Annotated in this window: 18 protein-coding genes and 1 pseudogene; 10 read left to right on the plus strand and 9 right to left on the minus strand. The window is 62.6% G+C overall.

Features of this window, described 5'->3' with window-relative positions; all coding sequences use genetic code 11:
* Positions 1-48: 48 nt before the first annotated feature.
* The 3 genes from leuS to holA are packed head-to-tail and all read left to right on the plus strand — an operon-like array spanning position 49 to position 4,245.
* The gene (leuS, locus tag V1288_RS11640; protein WP_334357171.1) at positions 49-2,673 is read left to right on the plus strand and encodes a leucine--tRNA ligase; all 2,625 of its coding nucleotides are present in this window, start codon (positions 49-51) and stop codon (positions 2,671-2,673) included.
* On the plus strand, positions 2,660-3,211 hold the full coding sequence (lptE, locus tag V1288_RS11645) for an LPS assembly lipoprotein LptE (protein WP_334357172.1): 552 nt from the start codon (positions 2,660-2,662) through the stop codon (positions 3,209-3,211). The genes leuS and lptE overlap by 14 nt, the downstream gene beginning before the upstream one ends.
* 5 nt (positions 3,212-3,216) lie before the next feature.
* Entirely contained in the window at positions 3,217-4,245 is a 1,029-nt protein-coding gene (holA, locus tag V1288_RS11650; RefSeq protein ID WP_334357173.1) for a DNA polymerase III subunit delta, read from the plus strand.
* 136 nt (positions 4,246-4,381) lie between these two features.
* Here holA and V1288_RS11655 read toward each other — a convergent pair whose 3' ends face one another.
* The 7 genes from V1288_RS11655 to hemJ form a co-directional block, all read right to left on the minus strand.
* A complete protein-coding gene (locus V1288_RS11655) occupies positions 4,382-5,266 on the minus strand; it encodes a ParB/RepB/Spo0J family partition protein (RefSeq protein WP_334357174.1) in 885 nt (294 codons plus the stop codon).
* 144 nt (positions 5,267-5,410) lie between these two features.
* The gene (locus tag V1288_RS11660; protein WP_334357175.1) at positions 5,411-6,262 is read right to left on the minus strand and encodes a ParA family protein; all 852 of its coding nucleotides are present in this window, start codon (positions 6,260-6,262) and stop codon (positions 5,411-5,413) included.
* Positions 6,259-6,951, minus strand: a complete 693-nt coding sequence (gene rsmG, locus V1288_RS11665) for a 16S rRNA (guanine(527)-N(7))-methyltransferase RsmG (protein ID WP_334357176.1) — start codon at positions 6,949-6,951, stop codon at positions 6,259-6,261. Before rsmG ends, V1288_RS11660 begins: the two co-directional genes overlap by 4 nt.
* Before the next feature lie 99 nt (positions 6,952-7,050).
* Positions 7,051-8,934: a tRNA uridine-5-carboxymethylaminomethyl(34) synthesis enzyme MnmG gene (gene mnmG / locus V1288_RS11670; RefSeq protein ID WP_334357177.1), complete on the minus strand. Its 1,884-nt coding sequence runs from the start codon at positions 8,932-8,934 to the stop codon at positions 7,051-7,053.
* A gap of 127 nt (positions 8,935-9,061) precedes the next feature.
* Positions 9,062-10,396 carry a tRNA uridine-5-carboxymethylaminomethyl(34) synthesis GTPase MnmE gene (mnmE, locus tag V1288_RS11675; protein WP_334357178.1) on the minus strand — a complete coding sequence of 445 codons (1,335 nt, stop codon included), beginning with the start codon at positions 10,394-10,396 and terminating at the stop codon, positions 9,062-9,064.
* A 297-nt stretch (positions 10,397-10,693) separates the two neighbouring features.
* Positions 10,694-11,959, minus strand: a complete 1,266-nt coding sequence (rho, locus tag V1288_RS11680) for a transcription termination factor Rho (RefSeq protein ID WP_057853763.1) — start codon at positions 11,957-11,959, stop codon at positions 10,694-10,696.
* Between the two features lie 258 nt (positions 11,960-12,217).
* Positions 12,218-12,664 (minus strand): protoporphyrinogen oxidase HemJ, encoded by a 447-nt coding sequence (gene hemJ, locus V1288_RS11685; RefSeq protein ID WP_334357179.1) that lies wholly within the window; start codon positions 12,662-12,664, stop codon positions 12,218-12,220.
* A gap of 466 nt (positions 12,665-13,130) precedes the next feature.
* Between hemJ and V1288_RS11690 the strand changes: the two genes are divergently transcribed.
* From V1288_RS11690 to dnaQ, 4 genes are read left to right on the plus strand one after another with little or no spacing between them, the layout of a single operon-like run.
* Positions 13,131-13,970: a pyruvate, water dikinase regulatory protein gene (locus tag V1288_RS11690; RefSeq protein WP_334357180.1), complete on the plus strand. Its 840-nt coding sequence runs from the start codon at positions 13,131-13,133 to the stop codon at positions 13,968-13,970.
* Positions 13,971-13,980: 10 nt separating this feature from the next.
* A complete protein-coding gene (locus V1288_RS11695; RefSeq protein WP_334357181.1) occupies positions 13,981-14,589 on the plus strand; it encodes a Maf family protein in 609 nt (202 codons plus the stop codon).
* 27 nt (positions 14,590-14,616) lie between these two features.
* Positions 14,617-15,216, plus strand: coding sequence for a dephospho-CoA kinase (coaE, locus tag V1288_RS11700; protein ID WP_334357182.1), 600 nt, complete (start codon positions 14,617-14,619; stop codon positions 15,214-15,216).
* A gap of 31 nt (positions 15,217-15,247) precedes the next feature.
* The gene (gene dnaQ, locus V1288_RS11705) at positions 15,248-15,949 is read left to right on the plus strand and encodes a DNA polymerase III subunit epsilon (protein WP_334357183.1); all 702 of its coding nucleotides are present in this window, start codon (positions 15,248-15,250) and stop codon (positions 15,947-15,949) included.
* Between the two features lie 33 nt (positions 15,950-15,982).
* Here the strand turns inward: dnaQ and secB are convergent, their stop codons facing one another.
* Positions 15,983-16,471 (minus strand): protein-export chaperone SecB, encoded by a 489-nt coding sequence (gene secB, locus V1288_RS11710; protein ID WP_334357184.1) that lies wholly within the window; start codon positions 16,469-16,471, stop codon positions 15,983-15,985.
* 444 nt (positions 16,472-16,915) lie between these two features.
* On the opposite strand from secB, the gene V1288_RS11715 reads away from it, so the two are divergent.
* The 3 genes from V1288_RS11715 to V1288_RS11725 are packed head-to-tail and all read left to right on the plus strand — an operon-like array spanning position 16,916 to position 19,783.
* Positions 16,916-17,617 (plus strand): Tim44/TimA family putative adaptor protein, encoded by a 702-nt coding sequence (locus V1288_RS11715; protein WP_334357185.1) that lies wholly within the window; start codon positions 16,916-16,918, stop codon positions 17,615-17,617.
* Positions 17,595-19,190 carry a murein transglycosylase A gene (locus V1288_RS11720; protein WP_334357186.1) on the plus strand — a complete coding sequence of 532 codons (1,596 nt, stop codon included), beginning with the start codon at positions 17,595-17,597 and terminating at the stop codon, positions 19,188-19,190. Before V1288_RS11715 ends, V1288_RS11720 begins: the two co-directional genes overlap by 23 nt.
* Positions 19,187-19,783, plus strand: a complete 597-nt coding sequence (locus V1288_RS11725) for a Smr/MutS family protein (RefSeq protein WP_334357187.1) — start codon at positions 19,187-19,189, stop codon at positions 19,781-19,783. The genes V1288_RS11720 and V1288_RS11725 overlap by 4 nt, the downstream gene beginning before the upstream one ends.
* Here V1288_RS11725 and V1288_RS11730 read toward each other — a convergent pair.
* Positions 19,780-20,331: pseudogene (locus tag V1288_RS11730) on the minus strand (hypothetical protein); the annotation flags it as partial. The gene V1288_RS11725 and the pseudogene V1288_RS11730 sit on opposite strands and share 4 nt — an antisense overlap.
* Positions 20,332-20,434: the final 103 nt, after the last annotated feature.

The following is a 20,434-nucleotide window of genomic DNA, read 5'->3' on the forward strand; positions in this document are numbered from 1 at the left end:
CGCCGTCCTCTGGACCGGACCCGAATCCACAAAAAGCCCTGCGATTTCATGACCTCCGAACGCTATAACGCCCGTGATTCCGAGCCACGCTGGCAGCGCCAGTGGGACGAAAAGGCGATCTTCGCCTCCAAGAACGACGATTCCCGGCCGAAATATTACGTGCTCGAAATGTTCCCCTACCCGTCCGGGCGCATCCATATCGGGCACGTCCGCAACTACACGCTGGGCGACGTGCTGGCGCGGTTCATGCGCGCCAAGGGTTTTAACGTCCTGCATCCGATGGGCTGGGATGCGTTCGGCCTGCCCGCCGAGAACGCCGCGATCGAGCGCAAGGTCGCACCAAAAGCCTGGACCTACGACAACATCGCCGCGATGAAGAAGCAGTTGCGGTCGATCGGCCTGTCGCTGGACTGGTCGCGCGAGTTCGCGACCTGCGATCCCGCCTATTACAAGCATCAGCAGAAGATGTTCCTGGACTTCCTGCGCGCAGGGCTAGCCGAGCGCGAGAAGCGCAAGATCAACTGGGACCCGGTCGACATGACCGTGCTCGCCAACGAGCAGGTGATCGACGGCCGCGGCTGGCGTTCTGGCGCCGTCGTCGAACAACGCGAGATGAACCAGTGGGTCTTCAAGATCACGAAGTACTCGCAGGAACTGCTGGACGCGCTGGACGGACTGGACCGCTGGCCCGACAAGGTCCGGCTGATGCAGCGCAATTGGATCGGCCGCTCCGAAGGCTTGCTGATCCGGTTCGCGCTGGACCCGGTCACGACGCCATCAGGCGAATCCGAGCTGAAGATCTTTACGACGCGGCCGGACACGCTGTTCGGCGCAAAATTCATGGCGATCTCGGCCGATCATCCGCTGGCGGTAGCCGCGGCCGCGAAGAATCCGAAGCTCGCCGAGTTCATTGCGGACGTGAAAAAGATCGGCACCGCGCAGGAGATCATCGACACCGCCGAGAAGCAGGGCTTTGATACCGGCATCAAGGCTGTCCACCCGTTCGACCCGAACTGGAAGCTGCCGGTTTACGTGGCGAATTTCGTGCTGATGGAATACGGCACCGGCGCGATCTTCGGTTGCCCGGCGCATGACCAGCGCGACCTCGATTTCGTCAACAAATACGCCCTCGGCAACATTCCGGTGGTCTGCCCCGAGGGCCAGGACCCGAAGAGCTTCGTCATCACGGACACCGCCTATGACGGCGAAGGCCGCATGATCAATTCCCGCTTCCTCGACGACATGACCATAGAGCAGGCCAAGGAGGAGATTGCGAAGCGGCTGGAAAATGAGATGCGGGGCAACGCGCCGGTCGGCGAGCGGCAGGTGAACTTCCGCCTGCGCGACTGGGGCATTTCACGCCAGCGCTATTGGGGCTGCCCGATCCCGGTGATCCACTGCGAAAAATGCGATGTGGTGCCGGTGCCCGACGCCGATCTGCCAGTGGAGCTGCCGGAGGACGCGACTTTCGACAGACCGGGCAATGCGCTCGACCATCATCCGACCTGGAAGCAGGTCGCCTGCCCGAAATGCGGCGGCAAGGCCCAGCGCGAAACCGACACCATGGACACGTTCGTGGATTCGTCCTGGTATTTTGCGCGCTTCACCGATCCCTGGAACGAGAAGGCGCCGACCACGCCCGGCGTCGCCAACCGGATGATGCCGGTCGACCAGTATATCGGCGGCGTCGAGCACGCGATCCTGCATCTGCTCTATAGCCGCTTCTTCACCCGCGCGATGAAGGCGACCGGCCATATCGGCATGGACGAGCCGTTCGCCGGCATGTTCACGCAGGGCATGGTGGTGCACGAGACCTACCAGAAGGCGGATGGCTCCTACGTCACGCCGGCGGAAGTGAAGGTCGAAGCCGGCGTTAACGGCAAGCGCGCCATCCTGCTGGAAACCGGCGAAGACATCACCGTCGGCCCGATCGAGAAGATGTCGAAGTCGAAGAGGAACACCGTCGACCCCGACGACATCATCGCGACCTATGGCGCCGACGTCGCGCGCTGGTTCATGCTGTCGGACTCGCCGCCCGACCGCGACGTGATCTGGAGCGACGAGCGCGTGCAGGGCGCCTCGCGCTTCGTGCAGCGGCTGTGGCGGCTGGTCAACGAATCCGCCGAGATCGCCAGGACCGCTCCGGCCGACCGGCCCGCCTCGTTCGACGCCGATGCGCTCGCCTTGCGCAAGGCGGCCCACGGCGCGCTGGACAAGGTGTCGTCCGGGATCGAACGGCTGCATTTCAATGTCTGCCTCGCCCATATCCGGGAATTCGCCAACGCGCTGGCCGAGGTGCTGGGCCGCGAAGGCAAGCCGGCGCCGGACCTGGCCTGGTCCGTCCGAGAGGCCGCAATCATCCTGGTTCAATTGTTCTCCCCGATGATGCCGCATCTGGCCGAGGAGTGCTGGCAGGTTCTGGGGCAATCCGGGCTGATTTCGGAGGCCAACTGGCCCCAAATCGAACGCGATTTGCTGGTTGAAGACAACGTGACGCTGGTGGTCCAGGTCAACGGCAAGAAGCGGGGTGATGTCACCGTGCCACGGGTCGCCCAAAATCCGGAAATTGAGGCTGCCGTTTTGGCGCTCGATGCGGTAAAACTCGCCCTCGGCGGCAAGACCGTGCGCAAGGTAATCGTAGTTCCCATGAGGATCGTGAATGTCGTTGGTTAGGACCCGGATCGCCGTTCGGCTCATCGCCGTCGCCGCTCTGGCGGCGCTTACCGCCGGCTGTTTCCAGCCGATGTATGCCGAACGTAACGACGGCAAGCCCGGCCTGCGCGAAAAGCTGATGGGCGTGGAAATCCCGCCGGTGGACAAGCCAAATGCTTCCCGCGAAGCGAGGATCCAGGTGGATATCCGTAACGCGCTGGCATTCAAGCTCTACGGCAACGCGACCGGCATGCCGCCGACCCATCGGCTGGTGCTGCGCTTCAACACCACCCGCAGCTCGCTGATGATCGATCAGGCTACTGCCCTGCCCTCCAGTGAGAATTACGGCATCGACGCGCAGTACAATCTGATCGACCTCGCCACCAACAAGTCGGTCATGACGGGCACGACCTTCTCCCGCGTGTCTTATGATATCCCAGGCCAGTTGCAGCGCTTTGCTCGCGCCCGCGCCTTCCGCGACGCCGAGGATCGCGCCGCCAACGAGATCGCGGAAAACATCCAGACCCGGCTGGCGTCCTACTTCTACGCCGGCACCTGATCCCGTTGGTCGCGCTCCGCGGAAAAGACATCGACGCTTTTCTCGCCCGGCCCGATGCCGGCCGCCCCATCATCCTGCTCTACGGTCCGGATGCCGGTCTTGTCCGCGAGCGCGCCGACGCGTTGATCGCGTCGGCGGTCGATGATCCCAACGATCCCTTTTCGCTGGTGCGGCTCGATGGCGACGAGCTGTCGGCCGAACCGTCGCGGCTGGTCGACGAGGCGATGACGATCCCGATGTTCGGCGGCCGCCGCGCGATCCGCGTGCGCGCCGGCTCCCGCAGCTTCGCCAGCGGCGTCGATACGCTGGCCGATTCGCCGATCAAGGATTGCCGCATCGTGATCGAGGCCGGCGAGCTGCGGCCGGAATCGCCGCTGCGCAAGGCCTGCGAGCGCGCCAAGACCGCGGTCGCCATCGCCTGCTATCCCGACACCGAGCGCGACCTTGCCAGACTGATCGACGAGGAATTGCGATCTTCCAACTTACGGATCGCCGCTGATGCGCGCGCGGTGCTGATGTCATTGCTCGGCGGCGACCGCCAGGCCTCGCGCAACGAACTTCGCAAGCTGGCGCTCTATGCCCACGGCAGGGGCGAGATCGCGCTCGACGACGTCATGACCGTTGTCTCCGACGCGTCCGAGCTGAAGCTGGACCCGATCGTGGATGGCGCCTTCGCCGGCAAGCCGGACCTGGTTGAAGGCGAGTTTGCCAAGGCGATGGTCGCGGGCACCTATCCCGGCGTGATCATCTCCGCCGCGCAGCGCCAGGCGGCCTGGCTGCACAAGTCGGCGCTTGCGGTCGCCGAAGGCACACCCGTCTCCATCTTGCTCGAAAGCGGCTATCCGCGCCTGCATTTCTCGCGCAAGGGCGCCGTTGAAATCGCGCTGCGCAATTTCAACGCGGCGCGGCTGGCCGCCATCATCGACCAGCTCGGAACGGCAGCCCTCGACATGCGCAAACAGGCATCGCTGGCGTCAGCCATCGGGCTGCGCACACTGCTCTCGATCGCGGCGAACGCGAAGCGGCGGGGGTAGCTTTTCTCCCTCGCCCCGCTCTTGCGGGGAGAGGTTGAGGAAGATCAACTCCCGAGTCGACTACCATTTTGGCGCGCGGCACGCGCCGGCAACAAAATCGCGAAAACAACCCCATGCAAAGTAGGATGGGGCCGGCTTAGCCCCCCTTCGCCAGCCGCCGCATCACCTCGTCGAGCTGCTCGAGGTTACGGTAGCTGATGTGGACAGTGCCGCCGGGGTCGCGGTGGTTGACGGTTACGGCAAGGCCGAGCGCATCGCTGACGCGCTTCTCCAGCGCGATCGTGTCGGGATCCTTGACCTTCCCGCCGCCGCCCCTCGCCTTCTGCGGCTTGCGCTCCGGAACACCCTCCTCATGCGCCAGCGCCTCGGTCTGGCGAACGTTCAGTCCCTCCTCGACAATGCGCTTCGCCGCCGCCAGTGGATCGGGCACACCGATCAGGGCGCGGGCGTGTCCTGCCGACAACTGGCCGTTGGCGATAAAGGCCTGCACCTCCGCCGGCAGCTTCGTCAGCCGCATCATGTTGGCGACATGGCTGCGGCTCTTGCCGACTTCCTTGGCGATGTCTTCCTGGCTGCGTTTGAATTCGTCGGCCAGCGCGTGATAGCCTTGCGCCTCTTCCATCGCATTGAGGTCTTCGCGCTGCACGTTCTCGATGATCATGATCTCGAGTGCGTCGCTGTCGCTGACGTCGATGGGGACGATCGGCACCTCGTGCAGGCTGGCGAGTTGCGCGGCGCGCCAGCGCCGTTCACCGGCAATGATCTCGTAGCGATCCTGCGCGCCCTTCACCGGGCGGACCACGATCGGCTGGATCACGCCGTGCTGCTTGACGGAACTGGCGAGCTCGCCGAGTTCGGTGTCCGAAAAGGTCCGGCGCGGGTTACGCGGATTCGGTTTCAGGAACTCGATCGGCACCTTGCGCTGGTTGCGCGGCCGTTCGACATGTGCGGCCTCGCCGCCGACATCCCCGATCAGACTTGCGAGACCGCGACCCAGTCGCGAACGCGTTTCGTCGGCCATCGCCGCCAACTCCCTAGGATTCACTTACGCTACTCCGGAACAAAATTCGGTTGACCGTGGGTGGGCAAAGCGAGGCGTGCCCACCGATTTTCGCGACAGAAAAGGTGGGCACGGCGAAGACGCCTTTGCCCACCCTACGCCCGGCTAATGCGTCCTCAGCTCGCGCTCGCGCTGGATCACTTCCGTCGCAAGCTTGAGATACGCTTCGCTGCCGACGCATTTGAGATCGTAGACCAGCACCGGCTTGCCGTAGGACGGCGCCTCGGAGATGCGCACGTTGCGCGGGATCATGGTGTCGTAGACCTTGCCGCCCATGAACTGCCGCACGTCGGCGACCACCTGGTTCGACAAATTGTTGCGCGAGTCGAACATGGTCAACACGATGCCGTGGATTGACAGGTTTGGATTGAGCGTCGAGCGCACCTGCTCCACCGTCTGCAGCAATTGCGACAGACCTTCGAGCGCGAAGAACTCGCATTGCAGCGGCACCAGGATCGCGTCGGAAGCCGCCATCGCGTTAACGGTGAGAAGGTTGAGCGACGGTGGGCAATCGATCAGCACATAGGTGTATTCGGTGTCCGGCGCCGCGTTCTTGTTCAGCGCGGCGATCGCATCGCGCAGACGGAAGGCGCGGCCGGGCGTCGTGCCGAGTTCGAGCTCGAGGCCCGACAGATCCATCGTCGAGGAGGCGATGTGCAGCCGCGGCACCGCGGTGGCTACTACGGCGTCGCGGAGCGGCGCTTCACCGATCAGCACGTCATAGGTCGAGCAGTTGCGGTTGCGGCGGTCGATGCCAAGACCAGTGGAGGCGTTGCCCTGCGGATCGAGGTCGACGATCAGCACACGCTCGCCAATTGCCGCGAGCGCGGTACCCAGGTTGATCGCTGTGGTGGTCTTGCCGACGCCGCCCTTCTGGTTGGCCAGCGACAGGATACGCGGATGGGGCGGTGGAGTGGGTTCCCTATCTTCTTGATATAACTCGTCTAATTCGCTCATGCCCGATCGCCATGTGTGATCGCGGAGGGGTTGCGCCGCTCGATCCGATCGAGTTCGACGATCCAGCCGTGCCCGCCCGTGCGGCTGGAATGGAGTCGCGGTTGAATATTCCAGTATTTAGTGGCTTCGGTCAATTCAGCCTCTACATCTTGGCCCTTAAGGAATAGCGCTTTCGCGCCGCTGCCCACAAATGGCTCCGCAAAACCGACAAGCTGATGTAATGGAGCCAGCGCCCGCGCAGTGACGCAATCGACGCGACTGCCGATTCTATCCACAATATCCCCGATTCCAGCCAAATGCACGGTCGCAGCCGCAGAAGTTGTGCGAACCGCCTCGCGCAGAAAGGCCGCCTTCTTGGCGTTGCGTTCGACCAAATGGACATTGGCGCCCGGCGTCTCCGCCAACGCGCAAGCCAGCACCACGCCAGGGAAACCGCCGCCGCTGCCGAGGTCGACCCAGATCTTCGCTGAGGGCGCCAGGGTCAGGAGCTGCAGCGAGTCCGAAATATGCCGGGTCCAAATACTCGGAAGTGTCGAGGGCGCTACGAGATTCGTTTTGCTCTGCCACTGCAGAAGCAGGGTGACATAGCGATCCAGCCGCGTCTCCGTTTCACTTGAAACGGGGGTCAGGGCGAGTGCTGCGGTCTTGTCGGATGGCAGAGAGTCGTTTTGCTTGGCCGCTTTTGACATTCGCTCGGTCTTTCGGGGCGTCATCCTGAGATGCGAACACAGTGAGTCTCGAAGGATGATCGGAATTCGCGGCAGCCTGTTTCACGTGAAACAGATTCTTTACGCAATCGCCTTCGAGGTCTTTCGTCGGGCTTCGCGACGCAGATAGGCCGCCAGAATTCCTAGCGCTGCCGGCGTCAAGCCATCGAGCCGGCCCGCCTGCCCCACTGTCCGCGGCCGCGCCGCCTCGAGCTTGGCGCGCGCCTCGTTCGAAAGCCCGGGCACATCCGCGTAGTCGATATCGGTCAGGACCAATCCTTCGTCCCGCCGGAAGGCATCGACGTCGGCGGTCTGGCGCTTGAGATAGACATCGTACTTGGCATCGATCTCCAGATGCACGGCGATGGATGGATCGACGGCTGAGAGCTCCGGCCAGATGCCGCGCAACACGTCCCATTCGATCTCCGGATAGGCCAGCAACTCAAACGCCGAGCGCCGATGGCCATCCCGGTTGAGAGCCAAGCCAAACCTGGCCGCTTCGTTTGGAGTTATCGTCAGAGACTTCGCCAAAGCCTTGGCTGCGGCCAGCGCCGCCATCTTGTCGCGATGGCGCCCTAAGCGCGCCTGCCCCACGCAGCCCAATGCTAGACCCTTGTCGGTCAGGCGTTGGTCGGCGTTATCGGCCCGCAGCGTCAAGCGGTACTCAGCTCGGGACGTGAACATCCGGTACGGCTCGGTGATGCCGCGGGTCACGAGGTCATCGATCATCACTCCGAGATAGCCATCCGCCCGATCGAACACGATTGGGTCGGCGCCGCCCGCTGCCAATGCCGCGTTCAAACCCGCGACGATTCCCTGAGCCGCCGCTTCTTCATATCCGGTCGTGCCGTTGATCTGTCCGGCCAGGAAGAGACCCGGCAGGCGCTTGGTCTGCAGCGTCGGCTCGAGTTCGCGAGGGTCGACATGATCGTATTCGATGGCATAGCCGGGCCGAACCATCTTGACCCGTTCGAGCCCGGGAATGGTCGCGAGGATCGCGAGCTGAACTTCTTCCGGCAGCGAGGTCGAGATGCCGTTGGGATAGACCGTGGAGTCATCGAGGCCCTCCGGCTCCAGGAAGATCTGATGGCCATCGCGATCGCCGAACCGCACGATCTTGTCCTCGATCGAGGGACAGTAGCGCGGACCGCTGCTCTTGATCTGGCCGGAATACATCGGTGACCGATGGACGTTGGCCCTGATGACCTCATGGGTCGCCGGTGTCGTCCGGGTAATCCCACACTGGATCTGCGGGGTCGTGATCCGGTCGGTCATGACCGAGAACGGCTCGGGCGGGTCATCACCGGGCTGCATTTCAACGGCGGACCAGTCGATCGTCGTGCCATCGAGCCGCGGCGGTGTGCCGGTCTTCAAACGTCCGAGCGTAAAGCCAACCCTCTCGAAGCAAGCGGAGAGCCCGATCGCAGGTGCCTCCCCAACCCGGCCGGCGGGCCAGTTCCTCTCGCCGAGATGGATCAGTCCCCGCAGGAAGGTCCCGGTGGTGATGACTACGGCGCCGGCCGCGAGTTCCCGGCCCTCACCCAAACGAATTCCAGTGACCCGGCCGTTCGAAACGATCAACTCGTCCGCCTCGCCTTCGATCACGCTGAGATTGGCGGTCTCGCGGATCGCGGCCTGCATCGCGGCGGCGTAGAGCTTGCGATCGGCCTGGGCCCGCGGTCCGCGGACCGCCGGACCCTTGCGGCGGTTCAGCATCCGAAACTGGATCCCTCCGGCATCGGCCACCCGACCCATCAGGCCATCCAGGGCATCGACCTCGCGGACCAGATGTCCCTTGCCGAGACCGCCGATGGCAGGGTTGCAGGACATCGCTCCCACGGTCGCAAAGCGATGCGTCACCAGCGCGGTCCGGGCTCCCATGCGCGCAGCCGCACTCGCGGCCTCGCAGCCGGCGTGGCCGCCACCGATGACGATGACGTCGAAGGAGTCCGCTCGGGAAATCATGCGGCGACTTCTATCCCGGAGTCGAAAAGCGCGGAAGAAGAAATTGCCAGGTCGTTTCACGTGAAACAAAAGCCCCCGGAACCGGCCAAATGTTTCACGTGAAACAAGCACCACAGTTAAGGGAGCATTACTTACCTACACAAAACTCGCGGAAGATGACGTCGAGAATGTCCTCCACGTCCACACGCCCGAGCAGCCTTCCCAATGAGCGCGCCGCCAATCGAAGTTCTTCCGCCGCGAGTTCCTCGCCCTGCCCCACAACCGCAACACTGCGTCGAAGCGAAGTCGCCGTCTCTTGCAAGAGTGCCCGTTGCCGGGTTCGGCTGATCAGTCCGCCCTCGGTGCCGCCAAAGTAGCTCTGGGCGAAACCGATCAATGCGTCGATCAGCTCCGGCAGCCCATCGCCGCGGCTCGCCGAAATCTGAAAACTTCCCTGGCTCGGCGTCTCGGCCTCGGCCAGTGGCCGACCTTTTTCGAGATCGATCTTGTTTCGCAACCTCCATATCGGCGCGGCCCCATCGTGATCGATCGCCGCCTGCGAAGCGTCGTAAAGCCACAGCACGAGGTCGGCGTCCGCGGCGCGGGCGCGGGCACGACGGACACCCTCCTGCTCTACGGGATCGTCTGTCTCTCGAATCCCCGCAGTGTCGATCACCGTCACCGGATAGCCGTCGAGATCAAGCTGCACCTCGATGACGTCACGCGTGGTGCCGGCGTGAGGCGACACGATCGCGACCTCACGGCGCGCGAGCTGATTCATCAGCGTGGACTTACCGACATTCGGAGGCCCAGCGATTGCGACGACGAGACCATCGCGAAGCCGCTCACTCCGCCCCTGCCCCACAAGAACTTCCTCGATCTCGGCTAGCAGCGCTTTGACCTTCGCCAGCGCCGGCGCAATCAATTCCGCCGGCACGTCGTCCTCGTCCGAGAAATCAATCCCGGCCTCGATCAGGGCGGACGCTTCGATGATCCGCGCGCGCCAATCGCGCGCCCTGTCGCCCAGCAGTCCCTTCAATTGGCGCAGCGCCTGGCGCCGCTGCCGATCGGTGTCTGCATGGATGAGATCATCCAACCCTTCGGCTTCTGTGAGATCGAGCTTGCCGTTCTCGAAAGCGCGCCGGGTAAATTCGCCGGGCTCCGCCGGACGAACATCTTCGAATGCCGACAGCACCGCGAACAAGGCGGCCAAGACCGCCCGTCCGCCATGGACGTGAAATTCCGCGACGTCTTCGCCGGTCGCGCTGGCCGGACCCGGAAACCACAGCACCACGGCATCGTCGATCGGCCGCTGGCCGACATCCCTGAGCAGCGCGCGGGTGGCCATTCGCGGCGACGGCAATTTGCCGGCAAGCGCCGTCATGACCTTTGAGGCCTGCGGACCCGACACGCGCACCAGGGCAATCGCGCTCGGTGGCCGGCCCGACGACAGTGCAAAAATGGTCTGATCCCGCGGATGCATCGCCTATTTGTGCGGGAGGTTTTGAAAAGGCAACGCGATTCGATTCGGGGCATGAGCCCGCAAGGCTACGTCGCTGATCTACCACGGGCGGCACGGCAATTATGTTGCCAAATCCGGAGAGGGTGCCCTCCCCCGGATACCGGGATCAGAAGAAATAATATGAAATTCAATACCTTAAATGGTTAACCAATCAATAAGACGGATTTTCCAATGCTGCATTCGCATTGCAGCGATGACCGCAACATGAAAAGGGCGCCCCGCGGTACGAGGCGCCCTCCCCGATCCCAATCTGGCGGCTCAGGTATTCATCGAGTCGAAGAACTCCGAGTTGTTCTTGGTGTTGCGGAGCTTGTCGAGCAGGAAGTCGATCGCGTCCATGGTGCCCATCGGATTGAGGATCCGGCGCAGCACGTACATTTTCTTCAGGAGCTGCGGATCGGTGATCAGCTCTTCCTTGCGGGTGCCGGAGCGCGAGATGTCGATCGCCGGGAAGGTCCGCTTGTCCGAGACCTTGCGGTCGAGGATCAGTTCGGAGTTACCGGTGCCCTTGAATTCTTCGAAGATGACTTCGTCCATGCGACTGCCGGTATCGACCAGCGCAGTCGCGATGATCGTCAGCGAACCGCCCTCCTCGATGTTTCGCGCGGCGCCGAAGAATCGCTTCGGCCGCTGCAGCGCGTTGGCATCGACACCGCCGGTCAGCACCTTGCCGGACGACGGCACCACGGTGTTGTAGGCGCGGCCCAGACGCGTGATTGAGTCCAGGAGAATCACGACGTCGCGGCCGTGTTCGACCAGACGCTTGGCTTTCTCAATCACCATCTCGGCGACCTGGACGTGACGCACGGCAGGTTCGTCGAAGGTGGACGACACCACCTCGCCCTTCACCGAGCGCTGCATGTCCGTGACTTCTTCCGGACGCTCGTCGATCAGAAGAACGATCAGATAGCATTCGGGATGATTGGCGGTGATGGAGTGCGCGATGTTCTGCATAAGCACCGTCTTGCCGGTGCGCGGCGGCGCCACGATCAAAGCGCGCTGGCCTTTGCCGATCGGCGCAACGATGTCGATCACCCTTGCAGAAAGGTCTTTGCGCGTCGGGTCCTCAAGCTCGAGGCGGAAGCGCTGGTCCGGAAACAGCGGGGTCAGGTTGTCGAAATTGACCTTGTGCTTGGACTTTTCCGGATCCTCGAAATTGAGAGTGTTGACTTTCAGCAGCGCGAAATAACGTTCGCCTTCTTTCGGACTGCGGATGTGGCCTTCGATGGTGTCGCCGGTGCGAAGGCCGAAGCGGCGGATCTGCGACGGCGAGACGTAGATGTCGTCGGGGCCGGGCAGGTAGTTGGCATCGGGTGAGCGCAGAAAGCCGAAGCCGTCGGAGAGAACCTCGACGACGCCTTCGCCGATGATGTCGATTTCCTGGATCGCGAGCTGTTTGAGAATCGCGAACATCAGCTCCTGCTTGCGCATGGTGCTGGCATTTTCGACCCCGCTCTCTTCCGCGAACGAGACGAGCTCGGCCGGCGTTTTCGATTTGAGGTCTTGGAGTTTCATTTCCCGCATTGGGGTGGTCCTGTGGAGTGTCTTTGAGAAGGGATGCGAGGTGGCTTTAGGAAAAAGCGGACACGAAAAATGGAAGGTCCGCAGGTCTAAGCAAGGAAAGCGCCGGTGAGGCTTCAAACCTGATGCGGCGGCCGGTCTCCAATGAAGAAACCGGAACGCAGCCACATCCGCCTGCGTGGGGTGGGATTTGACTAATATAGAAAATCGGCTGCCGCTTCGCAAGCAGGGGAGCAATCGCGGGATCAGCGAAAGCTCGGGCTAGAACGGCTTCACGATCACCAGGATGACGATGAAGATCATCAGTACAGTTGGTATCTCATTGATAAGACGATAGAATTTTTGGCTTCTGGTATTCCGGTCGGCGGCGAAATCCTTAACCCAGCGGGAAAAAAAGCCGTGGACACCAGACAGGATGAGCACCAGCGTCAGTTTGGCGTGAAACCAGCCGGACGTGTACCAATGCCCGCTCCATGCCAGATAAAGCCCGGTCAGCCAGGTGATGATCATCGCAGGGTTGATGATTACCTTCAGCAATCGCCATTCCATCACCTTGAAGGTCTCTGACTGCTTCGATCCGGCCTCGGCCTCGCAGTGATAGACGAACAGCCGCGGCAGATAGAGCATGCCGGCCATCCACGAGATGACGGCAATCACATGCAGCGCCTTGATCCACGGGTACGCCGTGATCGTGATCCACTCGTACATTGCAGTTGCCCCGACCTTGCCTGCCCGAAACGTTTGCCTTGCAACGTTCGGATCATTCCGGCGTTGCGAAAAGCGCTCTGCCAGTATGGGAGCGAGACATATCCTCAAAGCTCCGCTTCTCTAAACTAATAATTTTAGAATCTTAGGTTTGAGTCTAAGTGACGGTGATTTGGACTCACACAAAACGATCCCGCCTTCTTGAAAGGCTTGTTCACATTCATCACCAATTCCGTCCGAACCCTGGATCATCAGAATAACGCCACGCGCATCAATCGCTTGCGCTGTTTTGTGGCCAGCTTATGAAGAGACAAATCCACATCTTCTCACTATCATTGCCGAGAGGCGGCGGACTTGTCCTCTCGCGAGGCCCTGTGAAGAAATGTCCGGGTTATCCCTGACGCGGCGATCCAGGGCCTGATATCACGGTTAAGCTCCACAGGGATTCACAGGATACACAGGGGTTTTGGTGCCCACGACCGGCAACTATTTTCATCTTCATCTGGTCTCCGACTCGACCGGCGAGACGCTGATCACGGTGGCGCGTGCGGTGGCTGCGCAATACGCCAATGTGACCGCGGTCGAACATGTCTATCCGCTGGTGCGCAGCCAGAAGCAGCTCGACCGGGTGCTCGACGAGATCGAGGAGGCGCCGGGCATCGTGCTCTTTACGCTCTTGGAAAAGGACCTGGTCGGCCGGCTGGAAGCCAAATGCAGGGACATCAACATTCCGAGCCTGTCGATCATCGGGCCGGTGATGCAATTGTTCGAGGCTTATCTGGGCGCGGCCACGACGGGCAGGGTGGGGGCCCAGCACGTTTTGAACGCGGAATATTTCAAGCGCATCGACGCCTTGAACTACACCATGATGCATGATGACGGGCAGCACGTTGAGGGCCTGGAAGATGCCGACGTGGTCCTGGTCGGCGTGTCCCGCACCTCGAAGACGCCAACCTCGATCTATCTCGCCAACCGCGGCGTCCGCACTGCGAACGTGCCGCTGGTGCCCGGCATTCCGCTGCCGCATCAATTGGAGGCATTGAAGAAGCCGCTGGTCGTCAGCCTCCATGCGACGCCGGAGCGGCTGATCCAGGTCCGGCAAAACCGGTTGCTGAGCATGGGTGCTGATACGCCCAACGACGATTATATCGATCGCCAGGCGGTGGCCGACGAGGTCGCCTACGCCCGGAAACTGAGTGCCAAATTCAGTTGGGCGCAGCTCGACGTGACGCGTCGCTCGATCGAGGAAACCGCGGCGGCTGTGCTGAAACTGTTTACCGACCGGGCGCGGCAGCGGCTGCCGGAATGACGCGGCTACGATGAACATCTGGCGTGGACAATATCGACTGATTCTGGCTTCGCAGAGCCGAGCGCGGCAGGTTCTGCTCGCCAATGCCGGTATTCCATTCGACGCCGTTCCTGCCCGTATCGACGAACGTGCCGCGCAAGAGGATTCCGGGCTTTCGGCGCCAGGCGAGATTGCCGGTCTGCTGGCGCGCGAGAAGGCGCTGTTCGTATCGTCAAGAAACCCGGCACGCTATGTCGTTGGCGCCGATCAGACGCTGGCTCTGGGAAACCGCCTTTTCAGCAAGCCAGCCGGCCGCGCACAGGCCGCGGATCAATTGCGCCTGCTTGCCGGTGGAACGCACGAGCTGCATTCCGCCGTTGCAGTGGCGCGCGACGGCGAGGTAGTGTTTTCCGATGTTTCGGTTGCGCGCCTGACCATGCGCGCTCTCAGTGGGGCGGAGATCAGAGCGTATCTGGACGAGGCTGGCGAGGCTGTGACATCGAGCGTTGGAGCCTATCAGCTCGAGGCGCTCGGCATACATCTGTTCGATCACTTCGAAGGCGATCACTTCACGATCCTCGGCCTGCCGCTGCTGCCGCTGCTTGCATTCCTGCGCCGCGAGCAATTGCTGGGAATTTGAGATCACCCCGAAAGAGCAACAAACAACATGCGGATCCTTGGACTGACCGGCTCGATCGGGATGGGAAAATCCACCACCGCAAAACTGTTCACTGAGGCGGGCGTACCGGTTTACGACGCCGACGCCGCCGTCCACAAAATCTATGAAGGCGAGGCGGCGCCCGCGATCGAGGCGGCGTTTCCCGGCACGACCGCCGGCGGCAGGGTCGATCGCGCCAAACTGTCCGCCAAGGTGGTGCATGATCCCGCCGCCATCAAGCAGCTCGAGCAGATCGTCCATCCGATGCTCGGTGCTTCCCGCAAGAAATTCCTCGACGATGCCGAGGCATCCGGCGCACCAGTCGTGGTGATGGATATCCCGCTGCTGTTCGAAACCGGCGGTGAGAAACGTGTCGATGCCGTCGTCGTGGTCACGACCTCGCCGGAAAATCAGCGCAAGCGCATACTGGCGCGCGGCACCATGACATCAGAGGCGCTCGATGCCATTCTGGCGCGACAATTGCCCGATGCCGAAAAGCGCAAGCGCGCGGATTTCGTCGTGGATACGTCGCATGGATTGGACCCGGTGCGCGCAGCGATACGCGACATTCTGGCCGAGGTTGTTAAGATGCCGCAGCGGCGAGCGTGATTCGCCTTTAAAGCTCCGGTTCCTGAAATTCATGCGCGAAATCGTCCTCGATACCGAAACCACTGGCCTCGATGCGCTGCGCGGCGACCGGCTGGTCGAGATCGGCTGCATCGAAATCTTCAACCGCATGCCGACGGGACAGACGTTCCACCGCTACATCAATCCCGAGCGTGACATGCCGGCGGAAGCCTTTAATGTGCACGGCCTGTCCACCGAGTTCCTCGCCAGCAAGCCGCTATTCACCGAGGTAGTCGAGGAGTTCCTGGAATTCATCGGCGACGCGCCGCTGGTGATCCACAACGCCTCGTTCGACATCAGCTTCATCAATGCCGAGCTGGACCGTATCAAGCGGCTGCCGATCTCGCGCGAGCGGCTGGTGGATACGCTGCTGCTGGCCCGCCGCAAGCATCCGGGCGTGTCGAACCGGCTGGACGATCTCTGTTCGCGCTATGCGATCGACAATTCCCGCCGCACCAAGCACGGCGCGCTGCTCGATGCCGAGCTATTGGCCGAAGTCTATATTGACCTGATCGGGGCGCGGCAGTCGCAACTGATCCTGGCGTCGGAAACCCGCGTTACGATTGCCAGCGGCGTTGGTGAAACGCCGCGCCGGCAGCGCGAGGTGCCGCTGGTGCCGCGAATCACCGACGCGGACCGCGAGGCCCATCGCGCCTTCATCGCCACATTGGGCGACAAGCCGATCTGGAACGATTTTCTGTCGGCAGCGGTCTAGCAGCTTTTGGTCGCCAGGCCGCTCGATGTGGCTTTAGCTCGGCTTCACGCCGGAAGCTGCCTGTGCCGCAGCCTGCCGCTCCATGTTCTGGCGGTACAGACCGACGAAATCGACGGGATCGAGCATCAGGGGCGGGAAACCGCCGTCGCGTACTGCAGTGGCGATGATTTCGCGTGCGAACGGGAACAACAGCCGCGGGCACTCGATCATGACCAGCGGGTGCAGGTTTTCCTTGGGAACGTTGACGATGCGGAACACGCCTGCATAGGCGAGTTCGAAGCTGAACATCACCTTGCCGGCGTTTTCGGCCTTGCCCTCAATCGAAAGCGTCACTTCGAACTCGTTTTCCGCGAGATTGTTCGCGGAAACGTTGATCTGGATATTGATGGCCGGCTGCTGCTGTTGTGGCGCCAAGGAGGAGGGCGCGTTCGGATTCTCGAACGATAGGTCCTTGGTATATTGCGCCAGCACGTTGAGCTGTGGAGGGGCCTGCTCTTGGGGCGCGCCATTACCGTTGGTCATGAAACTTTTCTCCTGAAGCGCTGCCGAGCGGAGACCGGGTTCGTCTGAATTCGCTCGATAGGCGAAAATGCCTCGTCCGGGCGAGTGGCTATCATAGCCCCGGCTCATTCCACAAGGACGACGGACCGGGGCCCGACCCGGCCAGCGGCGAATTGTGGCGGATATGCCTAATACGGCCCGGCCAATCGCTCAATACGTGCCCTAAATAATTGAATATGCGTGATTTCCGGACCGATCGGGTTTCCCCTGGCCCCCAAACGCGCTACAATTCACCCGCGCCAAAACGCGCCATTGGCCGGGCGTAGTTTCATGCCTACATGCTGCAGTCTGATCGGTGATGCAATCTCTGCCGTTCTCAGGGAAAACGCGTAAGAGAGCTTCTCACCAGGGAACGCTCGACCGCCGGGCCCGTTGCCGGCGTTAGAACCAGAAAGCGAATACGACGTGGATATTTACACCATCATCTTCCTGGCGCTGGCGGTCTTTATCTTCCTGCGCCTGCGCAGCGTCCTCGGACAGCGCACCGGAAGCGAACGGCCGCCCTACGATCGCGCCGCGCCCAACGTCGTGCAGCGGACGCAGGACAACAACGTCGTTCCGATACCGGGTACGGTGATCGATCAGGCGCCGCTGGCGCCGAGCGCCGACGTAGCACCGGCCGACCGCTGGAAGGGTGTTGCCGAACCGGGCACGCCGCTCGCCGCCGGCCTCGACGCCATTGCGGCCCAGGACTCCTCGTTCGACCCGCGTCACTTCATCTCCGGCGCCCGCAGCGCCTATGAGATGATCGTGCTGGCCTTCGCCAATGGCGACCGCCGCGCGCTGAAGGATCTCCTGTCCAGCGAGGTCTATGACAGCTTCGAGGCCGTGATCAAGGATCGCGAGAAGCACGAGCAGAAAACCGAAACGCGGTTTGTTTCGATCGACAAGGCCGAGCTGGTGGGTGCGGACGCCCGCGACCGCGCGGCGCAACTGACGGTTCGCTTCGTGTCGCAAATGATCTCGGTCACCCGCGACAAGACCGGCGCCATTGTCGATGGCAACCCCGATAAGGTCGCCGATATCACCGATGTCTGGACATTCGCCCGCGACACGAGTTCTCGCGATCCGAACTGGAAGCTGGTTGGCACCGGAAGCGCGGGCTGACGCGCGAAGCCTCGCCGGGCTCGCGCTTGGCGTGATCGCTTTTGCGTTGTCGATCGTTCCGCTGGATGCTTTCGCCGCGCGCCATTCGCGCGCGCCCAGGCAGGCGCTTCCGCCGCCCGCCCGTCACCTTCCATATCCGCAGCTTGAACTGCCGCTCCAAATCAATGGCGGCCAGTATGCGCCGCTCGCCTGGTCGGAGATCGCGGGCTGGAGCGAGGACGATCATCTCTCCGCCTACAAGGCGTTTCGCGTAAGCTGCAAGCCGATATCGGCGCAGGTAAAGCCGCCTGCCGATCCGAAGGCGCTCGGCACGTCGCTGCGCGATCCCTGCCGCACCGCCAGGGGTCTCGAATTAACCGACGGCGCCAAAGCGAAGGCGTTCTTCGAGGAGCATTTTCTCCCCTTGCGCATTTCGCGGCTTGGCGAAGGCGAGGGCTTTGTCACCGGCTATTACGAGCCCGTCGTCGACGGCTCAAAGACGGAGAACGAGGTCTACAAGGTGCCGGTCTATCGTCGGCCGTCCAATCTGTTCGTCCGCGGCACCACACAGGGTTCGGCCGGCTTGCCGAACAAGGGCCAGGTGTTCCGCAAGATCGGCCGCCGCAAGCTGGTGCCCTATTACGATCGGGCCGAGATCGAGGACGGCGCGATTGCCGGCCGCGGGCTCGAAATCTGCTGGCTCAAGGAACAGACCGACCTGCTGTTCTCGCAGATCCAGGGTTCGGCGCGGGTCAGCCTCGACGACGGCTCGACCGTTCGCATCAACTACGATGCCCATAACGGCTATCCTTATACGGCGGTCGGCCGCATCCTGATCGAACGCAACATCATCCCCAAGGATCAGATGTCGATGCAGAAGATTCGGGAGTGGATGGAGCAGAACCCTAACGAGGCCGACGAGCTGCGGCGGCAGAACAAGTCCTATGTCTTCTTCCGCGAGGTACAGCTTTCCGACAAGGACGAGGCGGTCGGCGCCCAGGGCGTGCCGTTGACGCCGGGCCGCTCGATCGCGGTCGACAAATCGCTGCATGTCTATGGCACGCCGTTCTTCATCGAAGGCGAGCTGCCGATCGAATCGGAGCTATCGAAGACGCCGTTTCGCCGTCTGATGATTGCGCAGGACACCGGTTCGGCCATCGTCGGTCCCGCACGCGCCGATCTCTATTTCGGCGCCGGTCTCGAAGCCGGCAAGGTCGCCGGCCGCCTCCGCCACAATGCGCGCTTCGTCATTCTGGTGCCGAAGAGCCTCGATCCGCTGGCGCGCGGCCGCAAGATGCCGGTGCCGGACGAGCGGCCATCGGAGAAGATCGCAAAACTGTTCCCTCAAACCGCGCCGTTGAAAGACCCCTCAAGGGAACAGAACGCTGCGAAGCCGCCCGAGGTCACCTCGGCGACCAGGCCCGCCGCCCAGGCAACACCGCCGATGCCGGCAGCGGTGCCTGCGCAAACTCCGGCCATCCAGGCTGCTGCCGTGGCAAAGCCGGTGCCACTGCCGGAGCCGCGGCCGAAGGTTGAAGCGGTCTCCGCAAAGCCGCATCAGCGTCATTTGCGCCGATATCGCCATCGTCGATGAAGCGCCGGCCGCCGAGTTTGATTCCCGAATTGCCGGAGCCGCCGCGACGCCAGCGCGGCCTGAGCGAGGAGGATCGCGCGCTATGGGAGAGCGTCGCCAAGCAGGTCAAGCCGTTGCGCAAGCGGCAACGTACCTCGAAACTGTCGGCCGTCTCGACAGAAACCGGTAGCAAAGTCGCGCCGAAACCCGCCGCTTCGCCAAGACACGTCGCGCCGGCGCGAAACGTAGCTCCTTCAAAACCAGAACCGCCGCCTCTGGCGCCGATCGGCCGCCGCGAGCGGTCGCATCTGTCGCGCGGCCGCAAGGAGATCGACGCCCGGCTCGACCTGCACGGCATGACGCAGACAAGGGCGCATCGCGCGCTGTTTGGCTTCCTGCAGCGAGCCCATCATGACGGGCTGACTTTTGTGCTCATCATCACCGGCAAGGGCAAGGTGGGTAGTGAGTCCGAACGCGGTGTGTTGCGCCGCCAGGTGCCGCAATGGCTCGCCCTGCCGGAATTCCGTTCGCTGGTGGTCGGCTTCGAGGAAGCCCATATCGGCCACGGCGGCGAGGGCGCCTTGTATGTGCGGGTGCGGCGGGCGCGAATCTAAAACGGACGCGCGATCCCGACGCGCGGGATCAGGGTGACAATCCAGCCGAACATGATCGTCCCGCGATTATCCGCCGAGATTGGCGGCGTGTCCTTCGAAGCCGGAAGCATCTTCACCGCGTGCAGGATCAAGAACAGACACACCGCCCAGTTCGAGATCCATCTGGAATAATCGAATACGATCGCAACATCACGAGATAGCCGAGGCTGACGATGACGATCGCGGCGGTGGGCGTCAACTGAAAGCGCGGCGCTCAAGTTGCGAAGATACCGCCAGAGCGGCGCGTGCAGCCAGATCAGGAGCGCAAACACCGGCGCGCCGAGCAGGTTGTGCGGCAGGCGTTGCCAGGTATCCCAAAATTCCTTCGAGAGCGGCTGGTACCAGATATAGCCAAAGCTCAGCAGCTTCGCTTGTGACGGGTCGGCCATCCGGCTGTGCAGATGCGCGACAAACTCCGCCTCCGGCACGGTGCCGTTGAATTGCGCGGCGACGAAAAGCGCGCCCACTGCCACGAGCGATACAACGCCAGCGTCGATGTTCCGTCGGCTCATCCATCGTCGTCCCGGCCAAGCGATAGCGCGAGCCCGGACCCATAACCACAGGCCAGCGTCACAAACGGGATAGCGGCCCCAGCGAAAGTACACAACGAAC

This window comes from Bradyrhizobium sp. AZCC 2176 (genome assembly GCF_036924645.1).
Classification (GTDB): Bacteria; Pseudomonadota; Alphaproteobacteria; order Rhizobiales; family Xanthobacteraceae; genus Bradyrhizobium.

What these genes read in the sequence shown, in the direction of transcription:
- secB (WP_334357184.1), bottom strand. Translation starts at nt 16,471, where the DNA reads ATGACCAACGGTAATGGCGCGCCCCAAGAGCAGGCCCCTCCACAGCTC.
- rsmG (WP_334357176.1), bottom strand. Translation starts at nt 6,951, where the DNA reads ATGTCAAAAGCGGCCAAGCAAAACGACTCTCTGCCATCCGACAAGACC.
- lptE (WP_334357172.1), top strand. Translation starts at nt 2,660, where the DNA reads ATGTCGTTGGTTAGGACCCGGATCGCCGTTCGGCTCATCGCCGTCGCC.
- V1288_RS11660 (WP_334357175.1), bottom strand. Translation starts at nt 6,262, where the DNA reads ATGAGCGAATTAGACGAGTTATATCAAGAAGATAGGGAACCCACTCCA.
- V1288_RS11695 (WP_334357181.1), top strand. Translation starts at nt 13,981, where the DNA reads ATGAACATCTGGCGTGGACAATATCGACTGATTCTGGCTTCGCAGAGC.
- leuS (WP_334357171.1), top strand. Translation starts at nt 49, where the DNA reads ATGACCTCCGAACGCTATAACGCCCGTGATTCCGAGCCACGCTGGCAG.
- dnaQ (WP_334357183.1), top strand. Translation starts at nt 15,248, where the DNA reads ATGCGCGAAATCGTCCTCGATACCGAAACCACTGGCCTCGATGCGCTG.
- coaE (WP_334357182.1), top strand. Translation starts at nt 14,617, where the DNA reads ATGCGGATCCTTGGACTGACCGGCTCGATCGGGATGGGAAAATCCACC.
- mnmE (WP_334357178.1), bottom strand. Translation starts at nt 10,396, where the DNA reads ATGCATCCGCGGGATCAGACCATTTTTGCACTGTCGTCGGGCCGGCCA.
- V1288_RS11725 (WP_334357187.1), top strand. Translation starts at nt 19,187, where the DNA reads ATGAAGCGCCGGCCGCCGAGTTTGATTCCCGAATTGCCGGAGCCGCCG.
- mnmG (WP_334357177.1), bottom strand. Translation starts at nt 8,934, where the DNA reads ATGATTTCCCGAGCGGACTCCTTCGACGTCATCGTCATCGGTGGCGGC.
- hemJ (WP_334357179.1), bottom strand. Translation starts at nt 12,664, where the DNA reads ATGTACGAGTGGATCACGATCACGGCGTACCCGTGGATCAAGGCGCTG.
- rho (WP_057853763.1), bottom strand. Translation starts at nt 11,959, where the DNA reads ATGCGGGAAATGAAACTCCAAGACCTCAAATCGAAAACGCCGGCCGAG.
- V1288_RS11655 (WP_334357174.1), bottom strand. Translation starts at nt 5,266, where the DNA reads ATGGCCGACGAAACGCGTTCGCGACTGGGTCGCGGTCTCGCAAGTCTG.